At 70.8% G+C, this 16,793-nt stretch carries 13 protein-coding genes and 4 tRNA genes; 9 read left to right on the top strand and 8 right to left on the bottom strand.

Features of this window, described 5'->3' with window-relative positions:
• Positions 1–11: 11 nt before the first annotated feature.
• Positions 12–104, bottom strand: a complete 93-nt coding sequence (locus ACFQ8C_RS17985) for a putative leader peptide (RefSeq protein ID WP_383458163.1) — start codon at positions 102–104, stop codon at positions 12–14.
• Between the two features lie 317 nt (positions 105–421).
• On the opposite strand from ACFQ8C_RS17985, the gene purF reads away from it, so the two are divergent.
• Entirely contained in the window at positions 422–1,948 is a 1,527-nt protein-coding gene (purF, locus tag ACFQ8C_RS17980) for an amidophosphoribosyltransferase (protein ID WP_383458160.1), read from the top strand.
• A gap of 45 nt (positions 1,949–1,993) precedes the next feature.
• Positions 1,994–3,067, top strand: a complete 1,074-nt coding sequence (gene purM, locus ACFQ8C_RS17975) for a phosphoribosylformylglycinamidine cyclo-ligase (RefSeq protein ID WP_383458157.1) — start codon at positions 1,994–1,996, stop codon at positions 3,065–3,067.
• Positions 3,068–3,222: 155 nt separating this feature from the next.
• On the opposite strand, the gene ACFQ8C_RS17970 is transcribed toward purM, so the two are convergent.
• Positions 3,223–3,477 (bottom strand): DUF3073 domain-containing protein, encoded by a 255-nt coding sequence (locus tag ACFQ8C_RS17970; RefSeq protein ID WP_189852480.1) that lies wholly within the window; start codon positions 3,475–3,477, stop codon positions 3,223–3,225.
• 290 nt (positions 3,478–3,767) lie between these two features.
• Entirely contained in the window at positions 3,768–4,850 is a 1,083-nt protein-coding gene (locus ACFQ8C_RS17965) for a Leu/Phe/Val dehydrogenase (RefSeq protein ID WP_383458156.1), read from the bottom strand.
• A 153-nt stretch (positions 4,851–5,003) separates the two neighbouring features.
• On the opposite strand from ACFQ8C_RS17965, the gene ACFQ8C_RS17960 reads away from it, so the two are divergent.
• Positions 5,004–5,858 carry a hypothetical protein gene (locus ACFQ8C_RS17960; RefSeq protein ID WP_383458153.1) on the top strand — a complete coding sequence of 285 codons (855 nt, stop codon included), beginning with the start codon at positions 5,004–5,006 and terminating at the stop codon, positions 5,856–5,858.
• A 579-nt stretch (positions 5,859–6,437) separates the two neighbouring features.
• Positions 6,438–6,644, top strand: a complete 207-nt coding sequence (bldC, locus tag ACFQ8C_RS17955) for a developmental transcriptional regulator BldC (RefSeq protein ID WP_003949541.1) — start codon at positions 6,438–6,440, stop codon at positions 6,642–6,644.
• A gap of 443 nt (positions 6,645–7,087) precedes the next feature.
• On the opposite strand, the gene ACFQ8C_RS17950 is transcribed toward bldC, so the two are convergent.
• Together ACFQ8C_RS17950 and hrpA are read right to left on the bottom strand one after the other, a co-directional pair.
• Positions 7,088–7,161: transfer RNA gene (locus ACFQ8C_RS17950), tRNA-Asp, on the bottom strand.
• Between the two features lie 96 nt (positions 7,162–7,257).
• Positions 7,258–11,244, bottom strand: a complete 3,987-nt coding sequence (gene hrpA / locus ACFQ8C_RS17945) for an ATP-dependent RNA helicase HrpA (protein WP_383458151.1) — start codon at positions 11,242–11,244, stop codon at positions 7,258–7,260.
• A 129-nt stretch (positions 11,245–11,373) separates the two neighbouring features.
• Between hrpA and ACFQ8C_RS17940 the strand changes: the two genes are divergently transcribed.
• Both ACFQ8C_RS17940 and ACFQ8C_RS17935 read left to right on the top strand, forming a co-directional pair.
• On the top strand, positions 11,374–12,126 hold the full coding sequence (locus ACFQ8C_RS17940) for a DsbA family protein (RefSeq protein ID WP_383458149.1): 753 nt from the start codon (positions 11,374–11,376) through the stop codon (positions 12,124–12,126).
• Positions 12,123–12,959: a cytochrome c biogenesis CcdA family protein gene (locus ACFQ8C_RS17935; protein WP_383458147.1), complete on the top strand. Its 837-nt coding sequence runs from the start codon at positions 12,123–12,125 to the stop codon at positions 12,957–12,959. Before ACFQ8C_RS17940 ends, ACFQ8C_RS17935 begins: the two co-directional genes overlap by 4 nt.
• 143 nt (positions 12,960–13,102) lie before the next feature.
• On the opposite strand, the gene ACFQ8C_RS17930 is transcribed toward ACFQ8C_RS17935, so the two are convergent.
• From ACFQ8C_RS17930 to ACFQ8C_RS17920, 3 genes are all read right to left on the bottom strand, one after another.
• Positions 13,103–13,176 (bottom strand) — tRNA-Phe (locus ACFQ8C_RS17930).
• Positions 13,177–13,198: 22 nt separating this feature from the next.
• A tRNA-Asp gene (locus tag ACFQ8C_RS17925) sits at positions 13,199–13,272 on the bottom strand.
• A 40-nt stretch (positions 13,273–13,312) separates the two neighbouring features.
• A tRNA-Glu gene (locus ACFQ8C_RS17920) sits at positions 13,313–13,385 on the bottom strand.
• A gap of 105 nt (positions 13,386–13,490) precedes the next feature.
• Between ACFQ8C_RS17920 and ACFQ8C_RS17915 the strand changes: the two genes are divergently transcribed.
• The 3 genes from ACFQ8C_RS17915 to ACFQ8C_RS17905 all read left to right on the top strand — a co-directional run.
• Positions 13,491–13,841: a metallopeptidase family protein gene (locus tag ACFQ8C_RS17915; protein ID WP_043224744.1), complete on the top strand. Its 351-nt coding sequence runs from the start codon at positions 13,491–13,493 to the stop codon at positions 13,839–13,841.
• Between the two features lie 131 nt (positions 13,842–13,972).
• The gene (locus tag ACFQ8C_RS17910) at positions 13,973–14,698 is read left to right on the top strand and encodes a hypothetical protein (protein ID WP_383458144.1); all 726 of its coding nucleotides are present in this window, start codon (positions 13,973–13,975) and stop codon (positions 14,696–14,698) included.
• Positions 14,699–14,910: 212 nt separating this feature from the next.
• On the top strand, positions 14,911–16,793 hold a 1,883-nt coding region (locus ACFQ8C_RS17905; RefSeq protein WP_383458143.1), incomplete at its 3' end, for a DEAD/DEAH box helicase.

The following is a 16,793-nucleotide window of genomic DNA, read 5'->3' as shown; positions in this document are numbered from 1 at the left end:
AGGGGCCGCGTTCAGGCGCGGCGACAGCCGGCGCTCGTGACACGGACGAGGTCCACGTGTCGGCGCTGGACGAGGGTGACCGAGTGGTCACGCGGCGGCTGCATGGGCCAGGAGCCTGGTCGAGCGGGGGCGGGGCGTCAACGCCGTCACGGTGGGTTGACGCGCGTAGTTCGCGTGATCGAAACGCTCGCGAAACCGCAGGTGTGTGCGTTCTGCGTCACATCGCGGGGCCGTGTGCGGGGTGGTACGAGCGCTTGCCCGGAGGGGGGCCGGACGGCTGGAGCCCTTCCGCCGCCTGCCTTGTAGGGGCCTCCAAGTGGGCGACGATCTTTTGGTGCGATCGTACGAGCCGACGCGGGTGCGGGCCTCCGCCGCTTTCCCCAATTCGGACCAGTGGTCGAGGTCCCCTAGACTCGAAGACGTGCCACGTGGTGACGGTCGACTCAATCACGACCTGCTTCCCGGTGAGAAAGGCCCCCAGGACGCTTGTGGCGTCTTCGGTGTCTGGGCTCCGGGTGAAGAGGTCGCAAAGCTCACGTACTTCGGGCTCTACGCCCTCCAGCATCGGGGTCAGGAATCCGCGGGAATCGCGGTCAGCAACGGCTCCCAGATCCTCGTCTTCAAGGACATGGGGCTTGTCTCCCAGGTCTTCGACGAGACCTCGCTCGGTTCCCTCCAGGGTCATATCGCGGTCGGTCACGCCCGCTACTCGACCACCGGAGCCTCCGTGTGGGAGAACGCCCAGCCGACCTTCCGGGCCACCGCCCACGGGTCGCTGGCGCTCGGACACAACGGCAACCTGGTGAACACGGCGCAGCTGGCCGAGATGGTCGCCGACCTTCCCAAGAAGGACGGCCGCGCCACCCAGGTCGCCGCCACCAACGACACCGACCTGGTCACGGCGCTCCTCGCCGGCCAGGCGGACGAGGACGGCAAGCCGCTCACCATCGAGCAGGCCGCCGCGAAGGTCCTCCCCGAGGTCCGGGGCGCCTTCTCCCTCGTCTTCATGGACGAGCACACGCTCTACGCGGCCCGTGACCCGCAGGGCATCCGCCCGCTGGTCCTCGGCCGGCTGGAGCGCGGCTGGGTCGTCGCCTCGGAGTCCGCCGCCCTCGACATCTGCGGCGCCAGCTTCGTCCGCGAGGTCGAGCCGGGTGAGCTCATCGCCATCGACGAGAACGGCATCCGCACCTCCCGCTTCGCAGAAGCGAAGCCGAAGGGCTGTGTCTTCGAGTACGTGTACCTGGCCCGTCCCGACACGGACATCGCCGGCCGGAACGTGTACCTCTCCCGCGTCGAGATGGGCCGCCGCCTCGCCAAGGAGGCCCCGGTCGAGGCCGACCTGGTCATAGCGACGCCCGAGTCCGGCACCCCCGCCGCCATCGGCTACGCGGAGGCCTCCGGCATCCCCTTCGGCGCCGGCCTGGTCAAGAACGCCTACGTCGGGCGCACCTTCATCCAGCCCTCGCAGACCATCCGCCAGCTCGGCATCCGGCTGAAGCTGAACCCCCTCAAGGACGTCATCAAGGGCAAGCGCCTGGTGGTCGTCGACGACTCGATCGTCCGCGGCAACACCCAGCGCGCCCTGGTCAAGATGCTCCGCGAGGCCGGCGCGGCCGAGATCCACATCCGGATCTCCTCGCCGCCGGTGAAGTGGCCCTGCTTCTTCGGCATCGACTTCGCGACCCGCGCGGAGCTGATCGCCAACGGCATGTCGATCGAGGAGATCGGCAAGTCGCTGGGCGCGGACTCGCTCTCGTACATCTCCATCGACGGGATGATCGAGGCGACCACGATCCAGAAGCCCAACCTCTGCCGGGCCTGCTTCGACGGCGAGTACCCGATGGAGCTGCCGGACCCCGAGCTGCTCGGCAAGCAGCTCCTGGAGACGGAGCTGGCCGCCGGCCCCGCCGCGACCGCGGCCGCCGACGCCCTGCGCCGTCCGTGAGACCCCGCTGCACACCCGCAGTACACGACACGAAAGTTCTTCAGCATGCCTGAGACCACTGGTGCCAGCTACGCCTCTGCGGGCGTCGACATCGAGGCGGGCGACCGCGCCGTCGAGCTCATGAAGGAGTGGGTGAAGAAGACGCAGCGCCCCGAGGTCGCCGGCCTCGGCGGCCTGGGCGGCTTCGCCGGCCTCTTCGACGCCTCCGCCCTGAAGCGCTTCGAGCGTCCGCTGCTGGCCTCGGCCACCGACGGCGTCGGCACGAAGGTCGACATCGCCCGCCAGATGGGCGTGTACGACACCATCGGCCACGACCTGGTGGCCATGGTCATGGACGACATCGTCGTCTGCGGCGCCGAGCCGCTCTTCATGACCGACTACATCTGCGTGGGCAAGGTCCACCCGGAGCGGGTCGCCTCCATCGTCAAGGGCATCGCCGAGGGCTGCGTCCTCGCCGGCTGCTCCCTGGTCGGCGGCGAGACGGCGGAGCACCCGGGCCTCCTCGGCCCGGACGACTTCGACGTGGCCGGCGCGGGCACCGGCGTCGTCGAGCACGACCGGCTGCTCGGCGCCGATCGCATCCGTACGGGTGACGCGGTCATCGCCATGGCCTCCTCCGGGCTTCACTCCAACGGGTACTCGCTCGTCCGGCACGTGGTCTTCGACCGCGCCGGCATGCGGCTCGACCAGCAGGTCGAGGAGCTGGGCCGGACCCTCGGCGAGGAGCTCCTGGAGCCCACGAGGATCTACTCGCTGGACTGCCTGGCGCTCACCCGGACCACCGAGGTGCACGCCTTCAGCCACATCACCGGCGGCGGCCTCGCGGCCAACCTCGCCCGGGTGGTGCCGGACGGCCTGCACGCCACCGTGGACCGCTCCACCTGGGCCCCGGGCGCGATCTTCGACCTCGTCGGCACCGCCGGCCGGGTCGAGCGCCTGGAGCTGGAGAAGACCCTCAACATGGGCGTCGGCATGATGGCCGTCGTCCCCGCCGAGTCGGTCGACGCCGCCCTCGCCACGCTGGCCGACCGGGGGCTCGACGCCTGGGTCGCCGGCGAGATCACCGAGCGCGGCGACAAGAACTCCGGCGCGGAGCTGGTCGGCGACTACGCGAAGTAGTCACCGGACGTACGGAAGAAGGGGCACCCCGCCGGGCGGGGTGCCCCTTCCTCGTGTCCCTGAGCCGCTCGCACCGCCCCTGAGCAGGACGGACCCCGAGCAGCACGAAAACTCGGTCCAGGGTGTCCCTGAACCGAGTTCCGGCGTTCAGAAGGTCAAGCGCGACGCCGGGACGACTGCGGACCGGACTCGTCGTCCTCGTCCTCGTCGTCCGTGTTGTAGAGATCCGCGTACTGCGCGTACGGGTCGTCTTCCTCGTCGTCGTCCTCGAACGGCTCGCCATTCGGCGGCTGGCTCGAAGTCGAAGCGCCCAGCTCATTGGCCAGACGCGACAGGTCAGTCCCGCCGCTGCTGTACTTCAGCTGGCGGGCGACCTTGGTCTGCTTGGCCTTTGCCCGGCCGCGCCCCATGGCTCGACCCCCTCGGTGACGGGGCTCGCTGGCCCCAGAGTCTTGACACGCGTTCATGATGCGAAACGGGCTCTCGGTGGAGAGACCGGTCCGTAGGGCTTCAACGGTACCTGTTTCCTCGGGTCTACGGTACGCCGTGCGCATCACATACCCCGGTACAGAACCATCGAGGTGCCCTTACCTCGCTGGTCAATCGCGATTTTAACCTCTTCTGGGGGGGTCGACCCGCCGACCGGCGTGAGCGAAGTCTCGCGGACGGCGGGCCGATCACTCCCCGTGAGCCCGACGGCTCAGCCGCGCCGGGCCTCGGCCATCCGCTGCTCGGCGATGCGGTCGGCGGCCGCGGCCGGCGGAATGCCGTCCGCCTTCGCACGTGCGAAGATCTCCAGGGTGGTGTCGAAGATCTTCGTCGCCTTCGCCTTGCAGCGGTCGAAGTCGAAGCCGTGCAGCTCGTCGGCGACCTGGATCACGCCGCCGGCGTTCACCACGTAGTCGGGGGCGTAGAGGATGCCGCGCTCCTCCAGGTCCTTCTCGACGCCCGGGTGGGCGAGCTGGTTGTTCGCCGCGCCGCAGACCACCTTCGCGGTGAGGACCGGGACGGTGGCGTCGTTCAGGGCGCCGCCGAGCGCACAGGGCGCGTAGACGTCGAGGCCCTCGACGCGGATCAGGGCGTCGGTGTCGGCGACGACCCGCACCTGCGGGAACCGGTCGGTGATCCGGCGCACCGACTCCTCGCGGACGTCGGTGATGACGACCTCGGCCCCGTCGGAGAGCAGGTGCTCGACGAGGTAGTGGCCGACCTTGCCGACGCCGGCGACGCCGACCTTCCGGCCGCGCAGGGACGGGTCGCCCCACAGGTGCTGGGCGGAGGCGCGCATGCCCTGGAAGACGCCGAAGGCGGTCAGGACGGAGGAGTCGCCGGCGCCGCCGTTCTCGGGGGAGCGGCCGGTGGTCCACCGGTTGGTCCGGGCCACCACGTCCATGTCGGCGACGTAGGTGCCGACGTCGCAGGCCGTGACGTAGCGGCCGCCGAGGGAGGCGACGAAGCGGCCGTAGGCGAGGAGCAGTTCCTCGGTCTTGATCTGCTCGGGGTCGCCGATGATCACGGCCTTGCCGCCGCCGTGGTCGAGCCCGGCCATGGCGTTCTTGTACGACATGCCGCGCGCGAGGTTGAGGGCGTCGGCGACGGCCTCGGCCTCGGTCGCGTACGGGTAGAAGCGGGTGCCGCCGAGGGCGGGGCCCAGGGCGGTGTTGTGCAGGGCGATGACGGCCTTGAGGCCGGTGGCGCGGTCCTGGCAGAGCACGACTTGCTCGTGTCCCCCCTGCTCCGAGTGGAACAGGGTGTGCAGGACGCCGTCGGATACAGCGGTCACGGTGGTGACTCCCAAGTACGAAGCGGCGGAAGGTCCCCCCTGAGGGTGGGGGAGGACACATTGCGCCATGAGATTAAGTCCTACCTGGCCGTAGGAAGGGCGGAGTGGGCCGGATCACCCCCTCGCGGGGTACCCGCGTGGAAGGATCGGGACATGTCGGTCGACTCCACGTTGCTCGTCCCGTACGCCGCGTACCTGCGCGTGTACGAGCCACTGGCCGCGTTCCCCGAGCCGGAGCGGACCCACTGGTCGCGGTACGCCCGCCGGCCGGGCATCCCGGGGGCCCAGGACGAGCTGCGGCGCTCGCTGGCGGACCTGGTGCCGGTGCCGCCGGTGCCCGTGCCGGTCCACGAGAGCGGCGAGGCCTTCGTGGCGCACCTGGACGGGGTCGTGGTGATCTGCCCCTGGCGGACCCGGCTGAGGGGCTGGCTGGCGCTGCGGGACCTGGTGGCGGAGAGCGGGCTCCCGGCGCCGGTCCTGGACGCGATGCTGCCGCCGGTGGTGCGGGACCAGGTGGCGGCGGACCACGAGCGGTGGCTGGAGCGGAACCCGGACGCGCGCCCGTGGATCAGGACGGCGGTGTGGCAGGTGCCGCTGCGCTGGTTCGCGCTCTTCGGGGACGAGGAGCGGGTGTACGAGCCGGGGGACCGGGCGGCGGGACGGGCGCCGGTGCTGCGCTACCGGACGACGATGGCGCAGGCGCGGCGGCGGCTGGCCCGGGCGCTGCGCGCGCTGCGGGACTCGGTGGACGAGGGGACCCTGGCGCGGGGTCTGGTCGACGTGGGCCGCTGGCTGGAGGAGTTCCATCCGCGGGCGCTCGTGGAGTTGGACTACGGCGGGCTCGTGCACGCGGTGGGGGAGGAGCGGCTGGCGGGGGACCGCTCGGCGGCGGACGTGGCGGAGGGGCTCGCGGCGCTGCGGGCGGGGGACGACGAGGCGGCGGGCGAGGTGTACACGCGGCTCGCGGAGCGCTGGCGGGCCGTCAGGGACCTGCGTCACGCGAACTGACGCCGCGGGGGGACCCGCGTGCCGCGCGAATTGACATAGGACGGGCAACTTCGTCAGGTGTGCATGGACAAGACATGCCCTGGCGGGGTAAATGATCTTCAGGTGGTTGGCCGGATCGATCTGTCCGGATCCGACGGGACGTTGGTCCTGAACCGGGCCTTTGGCTCAAGCGTGACGGACAGCACTAAACGCACCCTTGCGTCGATCACCTACCCTCGTGCCAAAATAGGACAAGGAGTCCGGGGAGGGTTCCTTCCGCCCAACTTTGGGCGGAACGCTCAGCATTGCACTCTATGGGGGGTCTGAGGACTCCTGATCACCCTGTGACTGATCGTCACAGTGGTGTGACTGTCCGTTATGGCATGGTCGGTCGACTTCTGCCGCTGATGAACACCTGCGAGGGCAATTCCATCGGTTTGGCCGACGTGGCTGGACGGATGGTGTAGTTGTAGTGCCGAGGACAAGCCGTTCGTCCTATAACCGACTCGACCCGCTTCTGCCATTTCGGGCAAGGCGGGTCAAGGTGCAGAATTTAGAGGAAAGAACCGAGAAGGTTCGGTTCTCCCGAGGAGGCCGCTCATGACCGCTCGCACCCCTGATGCCGAGCCGCTGCTGACCCCTGCCGAGGTCGCCACGATGTTCCGCGTGGACCCGAAGACGGTGACTCGCTGGGCCAAGGCCGGCAAGCTCACGTCCATCCGCACCCTGGGTGGGCACCGTCGTTACCGCGAGGCCGAGGTTCGCGCTCTGCTGGCGGGCATTCCGCAGCAGCGCAGCGAGGCCTGAGGCTTCGGCGACAGCCGCAAGACACGCAACACCCCGTAGTACCGGGCGCGTCCGGGTCCCCCAATCCGGTCGCACGCCCCACAGCTCTGCCGGCGGTTCCTGCCCCAACAGGCCACCGTCAACGATCGCGCTGGACTCCGCCGGGTCCGGCGCGATCGTCTTTTTTGTGCCCGGCCCACCGGTCGCACGTGGGTGCAATTGCACATATTAAATTGAGCCGTTGTAGGGGCGGTGTAAATGAAGGGGTTCCTGAACGACTTTCAGTGACTCCCGTCACACTGCCGAAGGCTTGCCACTGAACAGCCTGCCACCCGGGGATCGTCTCCCAAGCCGCCGTTGGTCACCGGCCCGTGGGACTAAGGTCCCCCGTTCGGGTGGAGCCGGAACATGCGTCGGCACACGAAGAAGGCCCGCATCGAGATGATGCGGGCCTTCTACCGAAGCGACTCTGACGGGACTTGAACCCGCGACCTCCACCTTGACAGGGTGGCGAGCTAACCAACTGCTCCACAGAGCCCTCGCAGCCGGTCTTCCTTGGCTGCGAGAAGAACTGTACAGCAGGTCAGCGGTCTGGTCGAACTCACCACCGGCGGGCGGCCCGCGACCGCGACTCCTACCGTGCCGGGCCCGGCACGGCGGCGTCGATGGCCTTCACGATCCGCTTGTCCGACACCGGATGGGCCGTGCCCAGCGCGTGCGCGAAGTAGCTCACCCGCAGCTCCTCGATCATCCAGCGGATGTCCGTGACCTCGGCCGGCACCGGCCGGCCCTTCGGCAACTGCTCCAGGAGCCACGCGTACTCGTCGAGCATCTCGTGGACCTTCTCCATCCGGGTGGTGTCCCGCTGGACCCCGGTCGGCATCTGCTGGAGCCGCCGGTCCACCGCCACCAGGTAGCGCATCAGGTCCGGCAGCCGCTTGAGGCCCGTCCGGGTCACGAAACCGGCCGGCACGAGCCAGGAGAGCTGCGTCCGCACGTCCTGGAGGTTAGGCAGCAGGGCGGGGCTCGTGGTGGCCTTCAGGCGCCGCTCGCACGCCTGCCAGGCCGCCAGGACCTGCTGGACCTGGCCCACGGTGCGGATGGTCAGCTCCACCAGGTCGGCGCGGACCTTGTCGTACAGCTTCCGGAAGGACTCCTCGTCCCACGCCGGGCCGCCGTGGTCCGCGATCAGCCGGTCGGCGGCGGCGGTGGCGCAGTCGTCGAAGAGGGCCTGGATCGAGCCGTGCGGGTTGGCCGACAGGGCCAGCTTCTGCTGGTTGGTCAGCTTGTCGGAGGCGAACTTCGCCGGGTTCACCGGGATGTTCAGCATGATCAGCTTCCGGGTGCCCCGCCACATCGCCTGCGCCTGCTCGGCCTCCGAGTCGAAGAGCCGTACGGCGACGGAGTCGCCCTCGTCGACCAGCGCCGGATACGCCTTCACCGGCTGCCCGCCCCGCTTGGTCTCGAAGACCCGCGTGAGCGTCCCGATCGTCCACTCCCGCAGCCCCGCGCGCTCCAGCGAGGGCCCGGAGCCGTCCGGGCCCGCCGTGGCCGCCTGGGCGGCCTTGGAGAGCGCCTGGCGGGCCTTGGGGCGCAGCTTCAGGCGCAGCGTCTCCAGGTCCTTGTCCTCGGCCAGCTTCCGGCGCCGCTCGTCGACGATCCGGAAGGTGATCTTGAGGTGCTCGGGAACCTTCGCCCAGTCGAAGTCCTCCGGCGTCAGCGGGACGCCGACCATCCGCTGGAGCTCGCGCGCCAGCGCCGTCGTCAGCGGCTCCTGGACCGGCACGACCGCGTCCAGGAACCGGCCGGCGTAGTTCGGCGCGGGCACGTAGTGGCGGCGGATCGGCTTCGGGAGCGAGCGGATCAGCTCGGTGACGACCTCCTCCCGAAGGCCCGGGATCTGCCAGTCGAAGCCCTCGTCCGTCACCTGGTTCAGCACCTGGAGCGGCACGTGGACGGTCACGCCGTCCGCGTCCGCGCCCGGTTCGAACTGGTACGTCACCCGGAACTTCAGCGCGCCCTGCCGCCACGAGTCCGGGTAGTCGTCCTTGGTGACGGCCCCGGCCTTCTCGTTGATGAGCATCTCGCGCTCGAAGTCGAGGAACTCCGGCGCCTCGTGGCGCTTGTGCTTCCACCACGAGTCGAAGTGGGCGCCGGACACGACGTGTTCGGGGATCCGCTTGTCGTAGAAGTCGAAGAGCGTCTCGTCGTCGACGAGGATGTCCCGGCGCCGGGCGCGGTGCTCCAGCTCCTCGACCTCGGTGAGCAGCTTGCGGTTGTCGGCGAAGAACTTGTGGTGGGTGCGCCAGTCGCCCTCCACCAGGGCGTTGCGGATGAAGAGCTCGCGGGAGACCTCGGGGTCGATCCGGCCGTAGTTGACCTTGCGGTCGGCGACGATCGGGACGCCGTACAGGGTCACCTTCTCGAACGCCATCACGGCCGCCTGGTCCTTCTCCCAGTGCGGCTCGCTGTACGTCTTCTTCACCAGGTGCTGGGCGAGCGGCTCGATCCACTCGGGCTCGATCCGGGCGTTCACCCGCGCCCAGAGCCGGGAGGTCTCCACCAGCTCGGCGGACATCACCATCCGCGGGGGCTTCTTGAAGAGCGCCGAGCCGGGGAAGATCGCGAACTTGGCGTTCCGGGCGCCGAGGTACTCGTTCCGGGTGCCCTCGCGCTTCGGGTCCCGGCCACCGCCCTCCTTGGACTCCTTCACGTCCTTCAGGCCGACGTGGCTGAGGAGGCCGGAGAGGAGGGAGACGTGGACGGAGTGCTCCGGGGCGTCCTCCTCGCTGAGGTGGATCCCCATCTGCTTGGCGACCGTCCGCAGCTGGGTGTAGATGTCCTGCCACTCGCGGATGCGCAGGAAGTTCAGGTACTCCTGCTTGCACATCCGGCGGAAGGAGGACGAGCCGCGCTCCTTCTGCTGCTCGCGGACGTACCGCCACAGGTTGAGGAAGGCGAGGAAGTCGCTGGTCTCGTCCTTGAAGCGGGCGTGCTGCTGGTCGGCCTGGGCCTGCTTGTCGGAGGGCCGCTCGCGCGGGTCCTGGATGGAGAGCGCGGCCGCGATCACCATGACCTCGCGGGCGCAGCCGTTCCGGTCGGCCTCCAGGACCATCCGGGCCAGGCGGGGGTCGACGGGCAGCTGGGAGAGCTTCCGGCCCTGCTCGGTGAGGCGCTTCTTCGGGTCCTTCTCCGCCGGGTTCAGGGCCCCGAGCTCCTGGAGGAGCTGGACGCCGTCCCGGATGTTGCGGTGGTCCGGCGGGTCGATGAAGGGGAACTTCTCGATGTCGCCGAGGCCGGCGGCGGTCATCTGGAGGATGACGGAGGCCAGGTTCGTGCGGAGGATCTCGGCGTCCGTGAACTCCGGCCGGGTGAGGAAGTCGTCCTCGGAGTACAGCCGGATGCAGATGCCGTCCGAGGTACGGCCGCAGCGGCCCTTGCGCTGGTTGGCGCTGGCCTGCGAGACCGCCTCGATGGGGAGGCGCTGGACCTTGGTGCGGTGGGAGTAGCGCGAGATGCGGGCGGTGCCCGGGTCGATCACGTACTTGATGCCGGGGACGGTCAGCGAGGTCTCGGCGACGTTGGTCGCGAGGACGATCCGGCGGCCGGAGTGCGCCTGGAAGACGCGGTGCTGCTCGGCGTGCGAGAGCCGGGCGTAGAGCGGCAGGATCTCCGTGTCGAAGAGGTTCCTCCTGGTGAGCGCGTCCGCGGTGTCGCGGATCTCGCGCTCGCCGGAGAGGAAGACCAGGACGTCGCCCGGGCCCTCCTTCTGCAGCTCGTCGACGGCGTCGCAGATCGCGGTGATCTGGTCCCGGTCCGACTCCTCGGAGTCCTCCTCCAGGAGCGGTCGGTAGCGGACCTCCACCGGGTACGTACGGCCGCTGACCTCGACGATCGGGGCGTCGCCGAAGTGGCGGGAGAAGCGCTCCGGGTCGATGGTCGCGGAGGTGATGACGACCTTGAGGTCGGGGCGCCGGGGGAGCAGCTGGGCCAGGTAGCCGAGCAGGAAGTCGATGTTGAGGGACCGCTCGTGGGCCTCGTCGATGATGATCGTGTCGTACGCGCGCAGCTCGCGGTCCGTCTGGATCTCGGCGAGCAGGATGCCGTCCGTCATCAGCTTCACGAAGGTCGCGTCGGGGTTCACCTGGTCGGTGAAGCGCACCTTCCAGCCGACGGCCTCCCCGAGCGGGGTGCGCAGCTCCTCGGCGACCCGCTCGGCGACCGTGCGGGCGGCGATCCGGCGGGGCTGGGTGTGCCCGATCATGCCCCGGACGCCCCGGCCCAGCTCCAGACAGATCTTCGGGATCTGGGTGGTCTTTCCGGAGCCGGTCTCACCGGCGACGATCACGACCTGGTGGTCGCGTATCGCCTCCAGGATCTCGTCCTTCTTCTGCGAGACCGGGAGCTGCTCGGGGTAGGTGACGGCGGGCACGCGGGCGGCGTGCCCGTCGACGCGCTCCTTGGCCTTGGTCGCCTCTGCGGCGATCTCGTCCAGGACGGCCTCGCGGGCCTCGGGCTTGCGGATGCGGCGGGCGCCTTCGAGACGGCGGCCGAGCCGGTGGGAGTCCCGCAGCGAGACCTCGGCCAGGACGGACTGGAGGGCGGCGAAGGAAGTAGACATACGGAATCCAGGATCGCACCTGCGGCCGAGAAGCGGCGAACCGATTTACGAGCGTCCTGACGGCCGGATTGCGGTGGCTTGGGCCCCTTGCTCACGGAGTGTTCCCGGCCCGTGTCTAGAGTGCACCCCATGTCCAGCCCTCAGTCCTCCTCCAGGACCCGCCCCGTACTGGTCGTCGCGGGCGTGGCCGTCGCCGCCGCGCTGCTCGGCCTCGTCTCGTACACCGCCACCAAGCCGGCCGACCCGTCCGCCTCCGGTTCCCCGTCCGTCGCGGAGGTCTCCGCCGACCCGGAGGCGGGGGTGTACGAGCAGCTGGAGAAGTACGCCCGCCGGGACGCGTCCGACGGGCTCGCCCTGGGCCGCGCCGACGCGCCGGTCGTGCTGGTCGAGTACGCCGACTTCAAGTGCGGCTACTGCGGGAAGTTCGCCCGGGACACCGAGCCGGCCCTGGTGGAGAAGTACGTCGAGAACGGCACCCTGCGCATCGAGTGGCGGAACTTCCCGATCTTCGGCGAGGAGTCCGAGGCGGTGGCCCGCGCCTCCTGGGCCGCCGGGGAGCAGGGCCGCTTCTGGCAGTTCCACAAGGCGGCGTACGCGGAGGGGGCCAAGGAGAAGGGCTTCGGCGCGGAGCGGCTGCGGGCCCTCGCGACGGAGGCGGGCGTGCCCGACCTGGCCCGGTTCGCCCGGGACAGCGAGAGCGGGGCGGCCCGCGAGGCCGTACGGAAGGACCAGGAGCAGGGGTACGAGCTCGGGGCCTCCTCCACCCCCTCCTTCCTGGTCAACGGCCGGCCGATCGCGGGCGCCCAGCCCCTGGAGACCTTCACGGAGGCGATCGAGGCGGCGGCGGAGAAGACCCGTACCTCGGCGAAGGCCGGCCGGTGACCTCCGGGATCGGCTACTTCGCGGCCTTCCTCGGCGGCCTCCTCGCCCTTCTCAGCCCGTGCAGCGCCCTGCTGCTGCCGGCCTTCTTCGCGTACTCGATCGAGAGCCGGGCGAGGCTGGTGGCGCGGACCGCGATCCTCTACGCGGGCCTCGCCACCACCCTCGTGCCGCTGGGCGCCGCGGGCTCGCTCGCGGGACGCTTCTTCTACGGCCACCGGGACCTGCTGGTCGCCGCCGGCGGCTGGCTGATCATCGGGCTCGGCGTCCTGCAGATCCTGGGCCTGGGCTTCGCCTCGCGCCGGATGGCGGAGGCGAGCGGCCGCATCCGGCCCACCTCGGCGGTCTCGGTCTACGCCCTGGGGCTGGTCTACGGCCTGGCCGGCTTCTGCGCGGGGCCCATCCTCGGCAGCGTCCTGACGGTGGCGGCGCTGAGCGGCAGCCCGGCGTACGGCGGTCTGCTGCTGGCGGTCTACGCGCTCGGCATGGCGGTGCCGCTGTTCGTGCTCGCGCTGCTGTGGGAGCGGTACGACCTGGGGCGGCGGCGCTGGCTGCGCGGCCGTCCGCTGCGGATCGGGCGCTTCGAGGTCCACTCGACCTCGCTGGCGTCGGGTCTCTTCTTCGTGGCGCTCGGGACGCTGTTCCTGGTCTTCGACGGGACGACGGCGCTGCCGGGGCTGCTCTCGGTGGACGACTCCTTCGCCGTGGAGCAGCGGGTGGCCGAGTGGGGCCGCGCGGTGCCGGACTGGGCGCTGCTGGCCGGGGTCGTCGCGGTGGCGGGGCTCGTGGCGGCGGTGCGGAGCCGGGGCCGGGGCCGTACGCGGCAGCCGGAGTAGGCCGGACGCACCCGGCCGCCGGGGTGGCGGGGAGCCGCGCCGGCGGCCGGTGGCCGGAGTGGCGGGAGCCGCGCCCGGCGACCGGTGGCCGTGGCCGGAAAACAGGAAGGGCCCCGTTCTTTCGAACGGGGCCCTTCTCACTGTGGCTGGGGCCGGGGTCGAACCGGCGACCTATCGCTTTTCAGGCGATCGCTCGTACCAACTGAGCTACCCAGCCACGAAGCTGTTTCCAGCTTCGGCGACTCTGACGGGACTTGAACCCGCGACCTCCACCTTGACAGGGTGGCGAGCTAACCAACTGCTCCACAGAGCCTTGCTTGTGTACGAGCACTAGTCTCGCACACGGTTGTGCGTGCCCCCAACGGGATTCGAACCCGTGCTACCGCCTTGAAAGGGCGGCGTCCTGGGCCACTAGACGATGAGGGCTAACGGCCCCACCTGGCGCTTCATCAGCGCGTCGGGGACGTGAGAAGCATATGGGATGGCGGGCGGTATCGCCAAAACGGTTTCCGGGGAGGGGAGAATGGGCCTGTGCTGGAGATGACGCGCGAGGAGTTCGAAGAGCTTGTCGGCGAGGCCCTGGACCGGATCCCGCCGGAGCTGACGCGGCTGATGGACAACGTGGCGGTGTTCGTGGAGGACGAGCCCTCTCCGGACGATCCCGAGCTGCTCGGGCTCTACGAGGGGACGCCGCTGACCGAGCGGGGCGAGTGGTACGCGGGCGTGCTGCCCGACCGGATCACGATCTACCGGGGGCCGACGCTGCGGATGTGCGAGTCCCGCGAGGACGTCGTGGCCGAGACCGAGATCACCGTGGTCCACGAGATCGCCCACCACTTCGGCATCGACGACGAGCGGCTGCACGCGCTGGGCTACGGCTGATCCTCGGTTTCCGGCCACCGGCGGAGGTCGGGTCGAACAAGGGGTCGTCGTGCCGTGTCCCTTGCGGCGGCTGGGGAGTTGGGCAGGGAGACGCGTTCCTTCCCCGCATTCTGTGTCCTGGAGGTGCCTCCGTGCGCCATTTCCCCACCCGCGTTCGATGGGCCGCCGCCGCCCTCGCGGTCGCCGCGTGCGCCGGTCTGAGCGGCTGTATGAGTGTCGGCGACGAGAGCGCCCGCCCGGCGCCCGGAGCGAGCGGGGGAAAGCCGGGGGCCTCGGCCGAGCCGGACGGCGGCGGCACCGGTGAGCCGGACGGCGGCGGGGTGTACGGCGGCGGTCGCGGCGAGCGGCCCGGCGGCCCCGGCGCGGCCGGCGGGGACGGCAGGTCCCCGGTGCCGAGCGGTTCGCCCTCCTCCTCCGCCTCGCCCTCCGAGGGCGCGAAGCCCCCGGAGCCGGGCGAGCCCGGCGCCTCCGAGCCCTCCGGGACGCACCCCGAAGGCGGCGCGGCCGCCGGCGGCCAGGACGGGGCGGGCGGCGCCGCCGGGGGCGCGGGCGGCGGGGACGCGGGCGGAGCCGGCGGGAGCGGCGGCGCGGGCGGGGACGGCGGGGGTACGGGCGGGACCGGCGGAGAGGCCGGGGGCGCGCCGGGCGGCGGCGGGGGCACCCCCTCGCCGGAGCCGACGCCGGAGCCGACCCCGACTCCGGAGCCGACCCAGGAGCCGACGCCGGAGCCCACTCCCGAGCCGACCTCGAACCCGAGCGATCCGCCGAGTGAGGGACCCGCGACGCAGCTGGGCGGGGTGCGAGCGGCCGGGACGGTCACCGAACCGGCGGCATCACCGCAGGTGAGCCCGGTGTGAGACCGGGGTCACTCTCCTCGGCTTGCCTTGGGTGGGGGGGAGTGCGTATGGTGGTAGATCGTTTGATCCCATTTGCCCGGCGCCACGACCGAAGAGCGCCGTGACTGGCGCGTACTCTCCCCCTGCCGTGGCTGACCGCATTGAGGCGGTCTTAAGGCGAAACACGGAGTTGACGGGCGCGTGCCGAGACTCCGGAAGGTTTCGCATTTCGCATGTCCATTTCCAGTTCTGACCACACCGTCATGCCCGAGAACGACGAGATCACCGAGATCGTCGAGCTGGCCGACGACGCGGAAATCACCGACGAGGCCGTGGACGCGGCCGACCTGAGCGACGAGCTCGACGACGCCGACGACATCGACGCCGACGACATCGACGACGCCGACGCGACCCCCGAGATCACCTTCGGTGACCTGGGTCTGCCCGAGGGCGTCGTCCGCAAGCTCGCGCAGAACGGTGTGACCACCCCCTTCCCGATCCAGGCCGCGACCATCCCGGACGCCCTGGCCGGCAAGGACATCCTGGGCCGCGGCCGCACCGGCTCCGGCAAGACCCTCTCCTTCGGCCTTCCGCTGCTCGCCACCCTGGCCGGCGGCCAGACCGAGAAGAAGAAGCCCCGCGGCGTCATCCTCACCCCGACCCGTGAGCTCGCGATGCAGGTCGCGGACGCCCTCCAGCCCTACGGCGACGTGCTCGGCCTCCGCATGAAGGTCGTCTGCGGCGGTACGTCGATGGGCAACCAGATCTACGCCCTGGAGCGCGGCGTCGACATCCTCGTCGCCACCCCGGGCCGTCTGCGCGACATCATCAACCGCGGCGCCTGCTCCCTGGAGCAGGTCCAGATCGCCGTCCTCGACGAGGCCGACCAGATGGCCGACCTGGGCTTCCTGCCCGAGGTCACCGAGCTGCTCGACCAGGTCCCGGCCGGCGGCCAGCGCCTGCTCTTCTCCGCCACCCTGGAGAACGAGATCGACAGCCTGGTCAAGCGCTACCTGGTCGACCCCGTCACCCACGAGGTCGACCCCTCGGCCGGCGCCGTGACGACCATGACCCACCACGTCCTCGTCGTGAAGCCGAAGGACAAGGCCCCGGTCACCGCCGCCATCGCCGCCCGCAAGGGCCGGACCATCATCTTCGTCCGCACCCAGCTGGGCGCCGACCGCATCGCGGAGCAGCTGCGCGACGCCGGTGTGAAGGCCGACGCCCTGCACGGCGGCATGACCCAGGGCGCCCGTACGCGCACCCTGGCCGACTTCAAGGACGGCTACGTCAACGCGCTCGTCGCGACCGACGTCGCCGCCCGCGGCATCCACGTCGACGGCATCGACCTGGTCCTCAACGTGGACCCGGCCGGCGACCACAAGGACTACCTGCACCGCTCGGGCCGCACCGCCCGCGCCGGCCGCTCCGGTGTCGTGGTCTCCCTGGCCCTGCCGCACCAGCGCCGCCAGATCTTCCGCCTGATGGAGGACGCGGGCGTCGACGCCACGCGCCACATCGTCGGCGGCGCCGGCGCCTTCGACCCCGAGGTCGCCGAGATCACCGGCGCCCGTTCGCTGACCGAGGTCCAGGCCGACTCGGCGAACAACTCGGCCAAGCAGGCCGAGCGCGAGGTCGTCGACCTGACCAAGCAGCTGGAGCGCCTCCAGCGCCGCGCCGTCGAGCTCCGCGAGGAGGCCGACCGCCTCGTCGCGCAGGCCGCCCGCGAGCGCGGTGAGGACCCGGAGAGCGCGGTCGCCGAGGTCACCGAGGCCGCCGAGGCCGAGGTCGCCGAGGCCGCCGCCGAGGCCGAGCGCACCGCCCGCGAGGAGCAGCGCCGCGAGGAGCGCCCGGCCCGCGACGAGCGCGGCAACTACGAGCGCCGTGACCGCGGTGGTTTCCGTCGGGACAACGACCGTCCGTCGTTCCGTGACCGCGATGACCGTGGTGGCGACCGTGGTGGCTTCCGTCGCGACGACCGTCCGTCGGGTGGTTTCCGTCGGGACAACGACCGTCCGTCCTTCCGTGACCGCGATGACCGTGGTGGCGACCGTGGTGGCTTCCGTCGCGACGACCGTCCGTCGGGTGGTTTCCGTCGGGACAACGACCGTCCGTC

This window comes from Streptomyces sp. NPDC056503, from assembly GCF_042794995.1.
Taxonomy (GTDB): Bacteria; Actinomycetota; Actinomycetes; order Streptomycetales; family Streptomycetaceae; genus Streptomyces.
The sequence above is the reverse complement of the archived record's forward strand: the minus strand, read 5'-3'. Positions and strand labels throughout refer to the sequence as shown.

Coding starts and splice junctions, on each gene's coding strand:
- ACFQ8C_RS17985 (WP_383458163.1), bottom strand. CDS start 104: ATGCAGCCGCCGCGTGACCACTCGGTCACCCTCGTCCAGCGCCGACAC.
- purM (WP_383458157.1), top strand. CDS start 1,994: ATGCCTGAGACCACTGGTGCCAGCTACGCCTCTGCGGGCGTCGACATC.
- ACFQ8C_RS17970 (WP_189852480.1), bottom strand. CDS start 3,477: ATGGGGCGCGGCCGGGCAAAGGCCAAGCAGACCAAGGTCGCCCGCCAG.
- ACFQ8C_RS17960 (WP_383458153.1), top strand. CDS start 5,004: ATGTCGGTCGACTCCACGTTGCTCGTCCCGTACGCCGCGTACCTGCGC.
- bldC (WP_003949541.1), top strand. CDS start 6,438: ATGACCGCTCGCACCCCTGATGCCGAGCCGCTGCTGACCCCTGCCGAG.
- hrpA (WP_383458151.1), bottom strand. CDS start 11,244: ATGTCTACTTCCTTCGCCGCCCTCCAGTCCGTCCTGGCCGAGGTCTCG.
- ACFQ8C_RS17940 (WP_383458149.1), top strand. CDS start 11,374: ATGTCCAGCCCTCAGTCCTCCTCCAGGACCCGCCCCGTACTGGTCGTC.